Genomic DNA, 11,511 nt, shown 5'->3' on the forward strand with positions numbered 1-11,511 from the left:
CCCATTTAATTTGCATCCCAAATACAAGTTTTCATAGCGTGCCGATCAGCCGAGTTCTCCGAGGAGTCCCGATGCTGACCGAGCAGTCCGCAGCCACCGTCCGTGCCACCCTGCCCGCCGTCGGCGCGGCGATCGGCGAGATCACCGAGCGCTTCTACGCCCGCCTCTTCGACGCCCACCCCGACCTGCTGCGCGACCTGTTCAACCGCGGCAACCAGGCGGCCGGCACCCAGCGGCAGGCCCTCGCCGGTTCGATCGCCGCCTTCGCCACGCACCTGCTGGACCATCCCGGGACGCGGCCGGACGCGATGCTCGGCCGCATCGCCCACAAGCACGCCTCCCTCGGCGTCGCCCCCGAGCAGTACGACGTCGTCCACCAGCACCTCTTCGCCGCCATCGCCGAGGTCCTCGGTGAGGCCGTCACCCCGGAGGTCGCCGCCGCCTGGGACGAGGTGTACTGGCTGATGGCGAACGCGCTGATCGCGATCGAGAAGCGGCTGTACGAGGAGAGCGGCGGTCCGGGCCTGCGCCCGTGGGAGGTCGTGGAGCGGGTCGAGGAGACGGCGGACGTCGTCACCCTCCGCCTGCGACCGGCCGACGGCGGCCCGGTGGCCGCCTTCCGCGCCGGGCAGTACGTCTCCGTGGGCGTCGCCCTGCCGGACGACGCCCGGCAGATCCGGCAGTACAGCCTGTCGGGGGCGCCCGGCGAGGCGGTGCGCCAGATCAGCGTCAAGCGCGTGCACGGCCGGGCCACGCCCGACGGCGAGGTCTCGAACCACCTTCACGCGCACGTAGGCCCCGGCGACGTCCTGGAACTCTCCGAGCCCTTCGGCGACCTCACCCTCTCCGACGCGCCCGACACCCCCCTGCTGCTCGCCTCGGCCGGCATCGGCGTGACCCCGATGGTCGCGATGCTGGCCGACCTCGCCGCCCGTGGCCACCGCGCCCCGGTCACCGTCGTCCACGGCGACCGCTCCCCCGCCGACCACGCGCTGCGCGCCGACCACACGGCCTACGCCGGCAAGCTGCCCGACGCCCGCGTGCACGTCTTCTACGAGCGGGGCGCCGGGCCCGGCGCCCGGACCGGCCTGGTCGACCTGACGGACATCGCCGTGCGGCCCGGCACGCGCGCGTACCTGTGCGGCCCGCTGCCCTTCCTCCGCGCGGTCCGCACGCAGCTGATCGAGAAGGGCGTGGCTCCGGCCGACATCCACTACGAGGTGTTCGGGCCGGACCTGTGGCTGGCGCAGGACTGAGCCGGCGGGCGGCGCCCGCGAGAGGCGCTCAGTCCGGGCCCGGACTCCGGGAGATCCCCAGCAGCAACGGCCCCGTCGGCTCGTCGACGATCTCGGCGAGGGTGACGGAGTCCAGCGCCGCGTAGAACGCCTCCCGCGCCCCGCGCAGGGCACCCCGCAGACGGCAGCCGGAGCGCAGCGGGCAGGGAGGCGTTCCCTGGGCGGCCCCCTCGCAGTCCACCACGTCCCCGTCGCCCTCGAAGGTCCGCACCACCGCGCCCACCGACGCCGTACGCCCCCGCTCCGTCAGCGCCAGCCCCCCGCCCCGGCCGCGCCGGGCGTGGACCAGGCCCAGGCGCTGCAGCTCGGCGACGACCTTCGCGGCGTGCGTGTAGGGGACGTCCATGTCCGCGGCGACCTGGCGGGTCGTGGGCACGGCGTCGGCGACGACGGCGAGTCGCATCAGGACGCGCAGGGCCAGGTCGGTGGAGCGCAGCAGCCGCATACCGCGAGCGTAGATAATGCGCATCCCCCCTTCAAATTTCCCGGCTCCGGTTCATCCGGTTCCGGTGCCCTCCCTACGGAAGTGCGGCCCCGCCGCACTACGATCAGCGAGCCCCACCGTCCACGTCCCCTTCCGCAGAAGGACACGCCTCATGGGTTCCGGCAAGAACAGCAGCACCGCGGCGCGCAAGGCGCGCATCGAGGAGATGCGGCGCGCGGAGCGCGCCCGCGAGCGCCGCAACCGGGTGCTCACCATCGCCGCCAGTGCGGTGGTCGTCGTGGGTCTCGTCGTCGGCGGCGTGGTCCTGGTCAGGTCGCAGGACGACTCCGGCAAGGACCAGGCCACCCCGAGCGGCGACGCCAAGGGCTCCGGGGACTCCGGGCACTTCACCACCGGCAAGGACGGGGTGAGGACCTGGTCGGGCAAGCTGTCCCGGACGCACGTGACGACCAAGGTGTCGTACCCGATGCACCCGCCGGTCGGCGGCAACCACAACCCGGTGTGGCTGAACTGCAACGGCGACGTCTACACCAAGCCGGTGGCGGACGAGAACGCCGTGCACGCGCTGGAGCACGGCGCGGTCTGGGTGACGTACACCGGCAAGGCGCCGAAGGCGGACGTCGACGCGCTCGCGGCCAAGGTGAAGAAGACGCCGTACTCGCTGATGAGCCCGTACGAGAACCAGGAGGCCCCGCTGATCCTGTCGGCGTGGGGTCACCAGGTGACGGTGAAGAGCGCGAAGGATCCGGAAGTGGACAAGTTCTTCGCCACCTACGTGCAGGGCCGGCAGACGCCCGAACCGGGCGCCTCGTGCACCGGCGGGGTCATGAAGTGAGGCGGCAGCACATCGGCTGGGCCGCGGGGGCCGCGGCGGCGGTGCTCGTCGCGGCCGGCGCGATCACGTACGCGGTCGCCGAGGACACCGGCGGCTCGGAGGTGAAGACGCCGGACGCCCGGTCGGCGGACGCCGGCTTCGCGCGGGACATGGCCGTCCACCACCAGCAGGCCGTCGAGATGTCGTACATCGTGCGGGACCGCACCGGCAACGAGGAGGTGCGGCGGCTCGCGTACGACATCGCGCAGACCCAGGCCAACCAGCGTGGGATGCTGCTGGGCTGGCTGGACCTGTGGGAGCTGCCCAAGGTGTCCGCCGACCCGCCGATGACCTGGATGGGCATGGGCGGCATGGCCTCCGGCAAGGACGGCGCGCTGATGCCGGGCATGGCGACCAACACCGAGCTGAAGAAGCTCCAGTCGCTCAGCGGCAAGCAGGCCGAGATCCTCTACCTCCAGCTGATGACGGCTCACCACAAGGGCGGCATCCACATGGCCGAGGGCTGTGTCGCCAAGTGCACGGTCGGCGTGGAGAAGCGGCTCGCGCAGGGCATGGTCGACGCGCAGCAGTCGGAGATCGAGCTGATGGCCGGGATGCTCAAGGAGCGGGGCGCGCAACCCCGTTCGTAACACCGCCGACCGGACGAAAGCGCCAAATCCTCCTACGAAGGCGGTTACTTGAGCTTCTCTTGACTTTTACGTTCCCCTGACATGAACGGTTCATCGAAAGAGTGGCCCCCATCGTGTGATCCATTCGCCGGCCGACACCGCCGCGGGCCGGCGCGCGCATCCACGTGGTACCGACCACCACTACATGCATGCGAACCGCATCGCAGGGGGTTCTATGAGATCCAACCGCGCCACCGTGCGCGCCGGTGTGAGCATGGCAGCGACACTGCCCATGATCGCCGGTGCGCTGGCGCTGGGCATACCCGCGGCACACGCTGCGGACAGCCCCGCTCGTGACGTCCTGAAGGGCACCAAGCCGCTGTGGGCCACGGCCAAGGCGGACAAGGGCGCCACCCCGGACAGCGCGCAGGTCAAGGCCCGCGTCTACCTCGCCGGCAAGGACGCGGCCGGCCTCGCCGCCTACGCCAAGGCGGTGTCCGACCCCAGCTCGCCGCTGTACGGCAAGTACCTGAGCGCCAAGAAGGCCCAGGCCCGCTTCGGCGCCACCAGGGCCCAGGTCAGCGCGGTCACGTCCTGGCTGAAGTCGGCCGGGCTGACCGTCACCGCGGTCACCCCGCACTACGTCGCCGTCTCCGGTGACGTGGCCGCCGCCGAGAAGGCGTTCGGCACCCAGCTGCACAACTTCGCCAAGGGCTCGAAGACCTACCGCGCCCCGGCCGCCGCGGCCTCCGCCCCGGCCGCCCTGAAGGGCGCCGTCCTCACGGTCACCGGCCTGGACAACGCCCCGCACAAGGCGCACCACGACGACCAGCTCCCGCCCCCCGACGCGGTGTTCAAGAACTCCGGGCCGTTCTCCTCCTACTACGGCTCGAACATCGCGACGACGCTCCCCGACGCGTACGGCTCGAAGATCCCGTACGCGGTCAAGGGCTACACGGGCAAGCAGCTGCGCGCCGCGTACGGCGCGGGCACGTACACGGGCCGCGGCGTGCGCATCGCGATCACGGACGCGTACGCCTCCCCGACCATCGCCTACGACGCGGGCACGTACGCGCTGAAGAACGGTGACGCGGCCTGGAAGACCGGCCAGCTGCACCAGGCGCTGCCGAAGAACTACACCAAGACCAAGGAGTGCGGGGCCGCCGGCTGGTACGGCGAGGAGACCCTGGACGTCGAGGCGGTCCACGCGGTGGCACCGGCCGCCGACGTCACCTACGTCGGCGCGGCGTCCTGCTACGACGACGACCTGCTGGACTCCCTCAGCAAGGTCGTCGACAACCACCTGGCCGACATCGTCTCCAACTCCTGGGGCGACGTCGAGGCCAACCAGACGCCGGACCTGGCCGCCGCGTACGACCAGGTCTTCCAGCTGGGCGCGGTCCAGGGCATCGGCTTCTACTTCTCCTCCGGCGACGACGGCGACCAGGTCGCCAACACCGGTGTGAAGCAGGTCGACACTCCCGCCAACTCCGCCTGGGTGACCGCGGTCGGCGGCACGTCCCTGGCCGTCGGCAAGGGCGACAAGTACCTGTGGGAGACCGGCTGGGGCACCGAGAAGGCGTCCCTGTCGGCCGACGGCAAGAGCTGGGCCGGCTTCCCCGGTACGTTCACCTCCGGCGCGGGCGGCGGCACCAGCAAGACGGTGCCGCAGCCGTACTACCAGAAGGGGGTCGTGCCGAAGGAGCTGGCCACGGCCAACAACGCCGCCGGCAACCGCGTCGTCCCCGACATCGCGGCCATCGCCGACCCGAACACCGGCTTCCTGGTGGGCCAGACCCAGACCTTCCCCGACGGCACCGAGCAGTACAGCGAGTACCGCATCGGCGGCACGTCGCTGGCCGCCCCGGTGATCGCCGCGGTCCAGGCGCTGGCCCAGGAGGCCCGCGGCGGCAAGGCCATCGGCTTCGCCAACCCGTCGATCTACGCCAAGTACGGCAAGACCGGCGTCTACCACGACGTCACGGACGACCCGACGGGCTCCGGCCTGGCCGTGGCACGGATCGACTTCGTCAACGGCCACGACGCCTCCGGCGGCCTCGCGACCTCGGCCCGCAGCCTGGGCAAGGACAGCTCGCTGAAGGCCGTGAAGGGCTACGACGACGTGACCGGCGTGGGTTCGCCCGCGGGTGGGTACGTGCAGTCGTTCCGGCGGCGGTAAGTCACTGAGATCGCTTCACTGAAGGGGCGTGGGGTCTTCGGGCCTCACGCCCCTTCGCGTGCGCGCTTACCGGGACTTGAGGGCGGTGATGAAGGGGGTCCAGGCGGTGGGGGTGAGGAGGAGGGTCGGGCCGTGGGGGGTTTTGGAGTCACGGACGGGGATGAGACCGGGGATGCCGTCCGCTACTTCGACGCAGTTGCCGCCGTCACCGTTGCTGTAGCTCGACTTGCGCCAGAGGGCGGCGCCGGGGAAGTCGCCGGCGACTTCTACGCAATCCCCGCCGTCACCGTTGCTGTAGCTGCTCTTGAACCAGAGAGCGTCACTCAAGTCGATCCGGTTGCTTGCCATTTCGGTAATCCTCCGCCGCTGCCTTGATCTTGGCGAGGGACGTGTCTGGTGACAGCGCGACAGCCCTGAGCCGATCGTATGCCTTGCGGTACTGCTTCACGAGGGCCGGATCGTCGATGGTGTCCCCACTGTAGGACGCCTCGATGTAGAGCAGCGGCGGCGCGTCCGAGAATGTCATGACCTTGATGGAGGCGGCCATCAAGGGATACGCACCGCATGTCCGCGGAACGATCTGCGGAGTGATCCGGCGCCGCTCGGCCAAGGCCACGACCCGGTCGAGCTGTTCCGCCATTTCCAGCGGAGGGAGGATCGGCTCCGCGATCAGCGACTCGTGCAGGATCGCCCAGTACTCCGGGGTGGTGTGGTCGTCCTCGAAGATGCGGGCACGCGCGAGACGGGCCGTCACCTTCTCTTCCACCCACTCATCGAGGGCTCCCGGGTGAGCCGAGCGAACCAACGCCCGCGCGTACGGGGCCATCTGGAGGAGCCCGGGGAGCGTGACGGGGCACCACTCCTCGATACACTCGGCGTGCCTCTCCGCCTCCAGAACCTTCTCGAAGTACGCGGCATGCGGCCCCCTCCGCGCCCTCCGTACGTCCTCGCAATGCCGCTCGAAGAAGCCGTCGGTCCCAAGTACCCGATCCGCGTGCCGAGCCAGATCGATCGGCATCCTCCGCTCACCGCGCTCGATGTCGCTGAGGTACGTCTTGCCGTAGAAACTGCCTTCGAGGAACGCCTCCAGCGACAGCCCCGCCGCCTCCCTCTTCCACCGCAACTCCTTGCCGTAGAAGGTCGGGACGCTCATCGAGCCGTCGATGTCCTTGCCGCGAGCCACCGCTCACCCACCTCCGCTGCCCTGGTCGCGAACGCGAAACCCCTTTCACGGTAGCGACGTCGGCGACATTCTGTGAGGTGTTCGTCACAGACCGCACAGAAGGTTGCCGCCCCTCATGCCGGACCGCTCCCCCACCGCCTACGACGTCACCCTCTGCGTCGAGGACCTCCGCGCCGCGCTCGCCCTGCACGGCATCACGCTCCCCTCCCTCCGCGTCGACCTGCCGAGCTTCGCGGGTACGTACACCCCGCCCGCCGGGCTCGTCACGCTCGGGAACTGCAACACGGCCACGGCGCGGGCGCTGGCCGCCGTGCTGAGGAAGGCTGCGGCGGAGTGACGACGCTGCTGGAGCTGGAGTTGCTCGCGACGCCGAAGGCGGCGCCGGACCTGCGCGACCGCCTCCGGGACCACGGCTACGACGTACGGCTGTGTGCGACGGAGCTGCTGACGAACGTGATCGACCACCTGGGCGAGGGCACGCCGGTGACCGTACGGGTGATCGGTACGGCCCGTCACGGCCGTACCCGGATCGAGGTGACCGACCCCGACCCGCGCGCGTCGCCCGCCCTGCTGCCCGCCACGGAGACGGAGGAGTCGGGGCGGGGACTGGCCCTCGTGGACGCCCTCGCCGAGCGGTGGGGCGTGGAACGGGGGCCGGACCGGAAGACGGTGTGGTGCGAGCTGCGGAGTTGTGGCGGGGAGCGGGGTACTGATGTGACCGGATGCTGACAAGTGGTGGGACTGGCGGCTTGCCGGCCGTGGGTGGGGCGGGGACGTGGTGTCAACGCTCGCACCGTGTGGTCGGTCGTCGCCTGCCCTGGCCGTGCATGCGAGACTCTCGCGGCATGACGCTGTGTGACTACTTCTCTGCCGCTGACGACCAAACTGCCGTCGCGGTACTCCAGACTCCGGGAGGCCCGGGGCAGACGGAACTCGACGTGGTCTTCCTCAAGAACATCGATCCGGTCGTCGCGATCGCCCAGCTCGAAGCCGTCATGACCGGCTGTAGCCATGAAGAGGCCGGCGAACGCCCGCGGTCCGGAGACCTGCTGTCAGAGCCGGAGGACGGCCCGCCGTTCGTGGTCAGCTTGTCGGACACCCTGATCGATGCCCTCGCCTCGGCGACGCAGGGCGACCTCGGTCGCTTCGCCGAGCCGTGGTCGGTGACCGACGAACTCCGGCAGCTGGGGATGGGCGTCGAGGACGCGGCCACTGCTCTCAAGAACCTGGCCGGACTGGCTCGGCGCGCTAAGACGTCCGGTCAGCGGCTGTACTGCTGGTGGGCCCTGTGATGCAGGAGGAGGGCCCCTCTGGCGCCCCCTCGGTCACTCTCGTCACACGGGACTGGTGATCGGCGGATGTGGGCCAGCCCTCGCCCGGCAGCCCGCCACGCTCACCTGCCTTTGCCCTCCACTGCTTGGCCCAAGTGCGCCAGTCACTGAGATGAAGGGGCGGGCGAAAAACTGGCCGCACGCATCTTGACCATTGATACCTACTGGTCAGTACGCTCCGGTCACCCCTCAACGAACACCGGTGTCCTTCCTCTGCGGCTGCGGCGAACCGGCACCTTCTGCCGTCCCCACTCGCCCTCAGGCACGGCCTCCCGCAACCCGGGAGACGCCCCGCAGTTCCCGTCAGACGCGCCGTCGAGCGCGTTTCCCCACCGCTCCCCGTGAGGCTCCCCGTGCAGAGAACCCTCCTGAACAGATCCCTCGTGTCGACGGCCGTCGCCGCGACCGGCGTCCTCCTCGCCGTCCAGGCGCCCGCTCCCGCAGCGCAGGCGGCCGGCAGCTCCACCAGCAACCCGATTCTCTTCGTGCACGGCTACACCGGTGACGGCAGCAACTGGAACACCATGACCTCCCGCTTCAGGAACGACGGCTGGCCGTCCTCCTACCTGGACCAGTGGACGTACGACTGGCACCAGCCGAACGCCACGACCGCCCAGCAGCTCTCCACCGAGGTCGACCGCCTGCTCACGGCGACCGGCGCCTCCCAGGTCGACATCGTCAGCCACTCCATGGGCGGGCTCTCCTCGCGCTACTACCTCAAGAACCTCGCGGGGACGGGCAAGGTCGACGCCTGGGTGTCCCTGGGCGGCCCGAACCACGGGACCGACAGCGCCAACACCTGCTTCGACACGTCCTGTACCGAGATGCGTATCGGCTCGGCCTTCCTCACGACGCTCAACTCCGGCGACGAGACACCCGGTTCGGTCCGGTACGCGACCTGGTGGTCGCCCTGCGACACGGTGATCAACCCCGACAGCTCCGTCCCCCTGTCCGGCGCGGCCAACACCGAGACCAGCTGCCTCGGCCACACGGACCTGCTCACCGACGCGACCGTCTACGCCCAAACCCGGGACATGGTCAACAGATAGACCCGCGGCCCCCTTCCCGCTTCCCTCGCGCCGACGGTCACGCGTCACCAGCGGCCGTACGGCTTCACTGCGGCTGCGGAACGACTCGGCCCTTCTGGTCAAGGGTCTTGTCGGACCAGTACCGGTCCCACTCGTCGCCCACATGAACCGGCACCTTGCCCCGGGGGTACCGCCCCCGTCCCGGACCAGGTTCCTTGCCCTGGGGCACGCAGTCGCTGCCCGAGTCGTTCACCGCGAGCACCGGGTCCTCCCCGGACCGGCAGACCCGTTCCTGCCAGCCGGCGCAGCCGGTCGGCAGGGATGCCGCGGCTCCGCCTGCGAGGGCCAGGAGGAGGACTGAGGTGCGGCGGTGCCGGAGCATGGGCGGGCGGGCCTTCCGTGTCGACGTGTGCCGCAAGTCTCGTCGTGACCCGGGGGCCTGTGATGATTACCGGTACTCATCTTGGGAGGTGCCATGGGCATAGAGCTGGAGTTGCGTGTCAAGCAGACGGTGGCACGAGGGAAGGCGCGGCGGCGGGACACCGTCGTCCGGGCCTCCCACGAGCACGGGGAGATGCTCGCGCTGGCCCTGGAGGGAGTGACCCGGGGCCGGCTCGCCCAGATCGACCCTTACCGGGACACCCGCTTCACCGACCAGGACGCGCAGGCCGCCCTCCCGGAGGTGGCCGCCCTCGTACGGGAGTGCGCCAGCCCCTTCCAGGAAGCCGCGCTGCTCGACCTCTCCGAGATGCTGGAGGCCTGCGCGGCCACGCCGGGCAGCTGTCTCTGGTTCATCGGCGACTAGGCCGGACGGGCGCCGGACACTATCCGGCTAGCCCCATTCATCTCGGTGCGTGGTGCTACCAGGATCGCATCATGCGATTCAGTGACACTCTCAACTCCTCCGGCGAGTCCGGTTCTTCGGCCGTATCCGTGACACGGCGGGGGCTGCTGGCCCGCGCGGGGGCCTTGGCCGCACTGGGTGCCGCCTCGGCTCTGGGTCCCGCTGCTCGCGCGTCAGCCGCGCCGGCCGCCTCCGCCGGGCCCGTACGGCTCGAACTCCCCCGCCCCACCGGGCCGTGTCCGATCGGTGTCACCGAACTGCACCTGGTGGACCGGACACGTCGTGGCCCCTGGTGGGCCGGCGAGGCGGCGTCGGAGTTCCGGCAGCTCATGGTGAGCGTCTGGTATCCGGCCGACCGCGCCACGGCGGAGGACGGGCCCCGGGCGTCCTACATGCGTGCGGGCGCGGCCGCGGTCTTCGGGGCGGGCGCGGCGAGGATCCTCCAAGTCGGCCAGGAGGCCGTCGACTGGGGCGGATTCGCCGTCCACGCGCGTGTGGGAGTGGCCGTGGCGCCCAGGGCCGGGCGGCTGCCCGTGGTGCTGTACTCGCCGGGCATGTACAACGAGCGCACCCTCGACACCACCGCCGTGGAGGAGCTGGCGAGCCACGGCTACGCGGTGGTCACCGTCGACCCCGTGCACGAGGCGCACGCCGTCGAGTTCCCCGACGGCCGCGTCGTCGAGCCGGCGCCCGGCCTCGGCGGCATCGAGGGGGACGCCGACCGGTCCAGGGCGGCACTGGAGGTCAGGGTCGCCGACATCCCGTTCGTCCTCGACCAGCTCGCCGTGCTCGTGCGCGGCGGCAACCCCGACGCCGGGAAGCGGCCGCTGCCGCGCGGTCTCGGCCAGGCCCTCGACCTCGGGCGCACCGGTATGTTCGGGCATTCGCTCGGCGGGATGACGACCGCCGAGGCGATGCGCGTGGACCGCCGGATCCGTGCCGGTGCCAACCTCGACGGCCCCCTCGGGTACGACTGGACCGACCCCGGACTGCTGCTGCCGGTCGCCCGCGCCGGGCTGGACCGGCCGTTCCTGCAGATGGGGGCCTGGCTCACGGGCCCGTCCGGCAGGTTGCCGCACACCCACGAGCACTCTCCGTCCTGGCGGGCGATGTGGCGGCACTCCACCGGCTGGAAACGCGACCTGTGGGTGGAGGCGGCCGAGCACAACTCGTTCACCGACTACCAGACGGTCCTCCCCGGTCTCGCCGAGCGGCTCACCCTGCCGCAAGGACTGCCGACCCGGATGACCGGCACCGTGGATCCGGCACGGTTCACCGCGAGCCGCCGGGCCTACCTCACCGCCTTCTTCGACCGGCACCTGCGCGGCCGCCGCCGGCCGCTGTTGGACGGCCCTTCCCCCCTCCACCCGGACGTGCAGTTCATCGGCTGAGGCCCCGCGGGCACCCCCCGGGGCCGGCGGCACGCCTTCCCGGCCGGCGCCCCGTCGCGGCTCGGCCTGCTCGCCGACCCGCCGGAGCGATCCGCGGTCCGGCCCGCCAACCCCCCGGCGTCCGGTTCCGCAGCGCGAAGAGCACCGGACCCGAGCCGAGCCGAGCCGTGACCGGGCACACCCTCACCCAGCTCACCGACCCGCCCGAACGAACCGCCCTCCGGCCCGCCAACCCCCCGGCGTCCGGTCCCACGGCGCGAAGAGCACCGAGTCCCAGCCGAGCCGTGACCGGGCACACCCTCACCCAGCTCACCGACCCGCCCGAACGAACCGCCCTCCGGCCCGCCAACCCCCCGGCGTCCGGTCCCACGG

The 11,511-nt window shown here is 71.1% G+C and carries 14 protein-coding genes; 10 read left to right on the top strand and 4 right to left on the bottom strand.

Annotation, left to right across the window (positions count from 1 at the left end; genetic code table 11):
* Positions 1-71 precede the first annotated feature (71 nt).
* Positions 72-1,256 (top strand): globin domain-containing protein, encoded by a 1,185-nt coding sequence (locus tag ACZ4VF_RS10300; RefSeq protein ID WP_467924655.1) that lies wholly within the window; start codon positions 72-74, stop codon positions 1,254-1,256.
* Positions 1,257-1,284: 28 nt separating this feature from the next.
* Here ACZ4VF_RS10300 and ACZ4VF_RS10305 read toward each other — a convergent pair whose 3' ends face one another.
* Positions 1,285-1,740, bottom strand: a complete 456-nt coding sequence (locus tag ACZ4VF_RS10305; RefSeq protein ID WP_467924657.1) for an RrF2 family transcriptional regulator — start codon at positions 1,738-1,740, stop codon at positions 1,285-1,287.
* A gap of 151 nt (positions 1,741-1,891) precedes the next feature.
* On the opposite strand from ACZ4VF_RS10305, the gene ACZ4VF_RS10310 reads away from it, so the two are divergent.
* The 3 genes from ACZ4VF_RS10310 to ACZ4VF_RS10320 all read left to right on the top strand — a co-directional run bounded on the left by ACZ4VF_RS10310 (position 1,892) and on the right by ACZ4VF_RS10320 (position 5,362).
* A complete protein-coding gene (locus ACZ4VF_RS10310; protein ID WP_467924659.1) occupies positions 1,892-2,575 on the top strand; it encodes a DUF3105 domain-containing protein in 684 nt (227 codons plus the stop codon).
* Positions 2,572-3,204 carry a DUF305 domain-containing protein gene (locus ACZ4VF_RS10315; RefSeq protein WP_467924661.1) on the top strand — a complete coding sequence of 211 codons (633 nt, stop codon included), beginning with the start codon at positions 2,572-2,574 and terminating at the stop codon, positions 3,202-3,204. The genes ACZ4VF_RS10310 and ACZ4VF_RS10315 overlap by 4 nt, the downstream gene beginning before the upstream one ends.
* Positions 3,205-3,418: 214 nt before the next feature.
* A complete protein-coding gene (locus ACZ4VF_RS10320; RefSeq protein ID WP_467924663.1) occupies positions 3,419-5,362 on the top strand; it encodes a S53 family peptidase in 1,944 nt (647 codons plus the stop codon).
* Positions 5,363-5,428: 66 nt separating this feature from the next.
* Here ACZ4VF_RS10320 and ACZ4VF_RS10325 read toward each other — a convergent pair whose 3' ends face one another.
* A complete protein-coding gene (locus ACZ4VF_RS10325) occupies positions 5,429-5,710 on the bottom strand; it encodes a DUF397 domain-containing protein (RefSeq protein ID WP_467924665.1) in 282 nt (93 codons plus the stop codon).
* Positions 5,682-6,545, bottom strand: coding sequence for a helix-turn-helix domain-containing protein (locus tag ACZ4VF_RS10330; RefSeq protein ID WP_467924667.1), 864 nt, complete (start codon positions 6,543-6,545; stop codon positions 5,682-5,684). The genes ACZ4VF_RS10325 and ACZ4VF_RS10330 overlap by 29 nt, the downstream gene beginning before the upstream one ends.
* Before the next feature lie 115 nt (positions 6,546-6,660).
* Between ACZ4VF_RS10330 and ACZ4VF_RS10335 the strand changes: the two genes are divergently transcribed.
* From ACZ4VF_RS10335 to ACZ4VF_RS10350, 4 genes are all read left to right on the top strand, one after another.
* Positions 6,661-6,882 (top strand): hypothetical protein, encoded by a 222-nt coding sequence (locus ACZ4VF_RS10335; RefSeq protein ID WP_467924668.1) that lies wholly within the window; start codon positions 6,661-6,663, stop codon positions 6,880-6,882.
* Positions 6,879-7,274 (top strand): ATP-binding protein, encoded by a 396-nt coding sequence (locus tag ACZ4VF_RS10340; protein WP_467924671.1) that lies wholly within the window; start codon positions 6,879-6,881, stop codon positions 7,272-7,274. The genes ACZ4VF_RS10335 and ACZ4VF_RS10340 overlap by 4 nt, the downstream gene beginning before the upstream one ends.
* A 116-nt stretch (positions 7,275-7,390) precedes the next feature.
* Positions 7,391-7,837, top strand: a complete 447-nt coding sequence (locus ACZ4VF_RS10345; protein ID WP_467924673.1) for a hypothetical protein — start codon at positions 7,391-7,393, stop codon at positions 7,835-7,837.
* A gap of 392 nt (positions 7,838-8,229) precedes the next feature.
* Entirely contained in the window at positions 8,230-8,925 is a 696-nt protein-coding gene (locus ACZ4VF_RS10350; RefSeq protein ID WP_467924675.1) for an esterase/lipase family protein, read from the top strand.
* A 64-nt stretch (positions 8,926-8,989) separates the two neighbouring features.
* Here the strand turns inward: ACZ4VF_RS10350 and ACZ4VF_RS10355 are convergent, their stop codons facing one another.
* Entirely contained in the window at positions 8,990-9,286 is a 297-nt protein-coding gene (locus ACZ4VF_RS10355) for an SCO0607 family lipoprotein (protein WP_467924677.1), read from the bottom strand.
* A 93-nt stretch (positions 9,287-9,379) separates the two neighbouring features.
* Between ACZ4VF_RS10355 and ACZ4VF_RS10360 the strand changes: the two genes are divergently transcribed.
* Positions 9,380-9,709, top strand: coding sequence for a hypothetical protein (locus ACZ4VF_RS10360; RefSeq protein ID WP_467924679.1), 330 nt, complete (start codon positions 9,380-9,382; stop codon positions 9,707-9,709).
* 71 nt (positions 9,710-9,780) lie between these two features.
* Positions 9,781-11,139 carry an alpha/beta hydrolase family protein gene (locus ACZ4VF_RS10365; RefSeq protein WP_467924681.1) on the top strand — a complete coding sequence of 453 codons (1,359 nt, stop codon included), beginning with the start codon at positions 9,781-9,783 and terminating at the stop codon, positions 11,137-11,139.
* The last annotated feature ends 372 nt before the right edge of the window (positions 11,140-11,511 follow it).

This window comes from Streptomyces sp. NPDC029151, assembly GCF_055564315.1.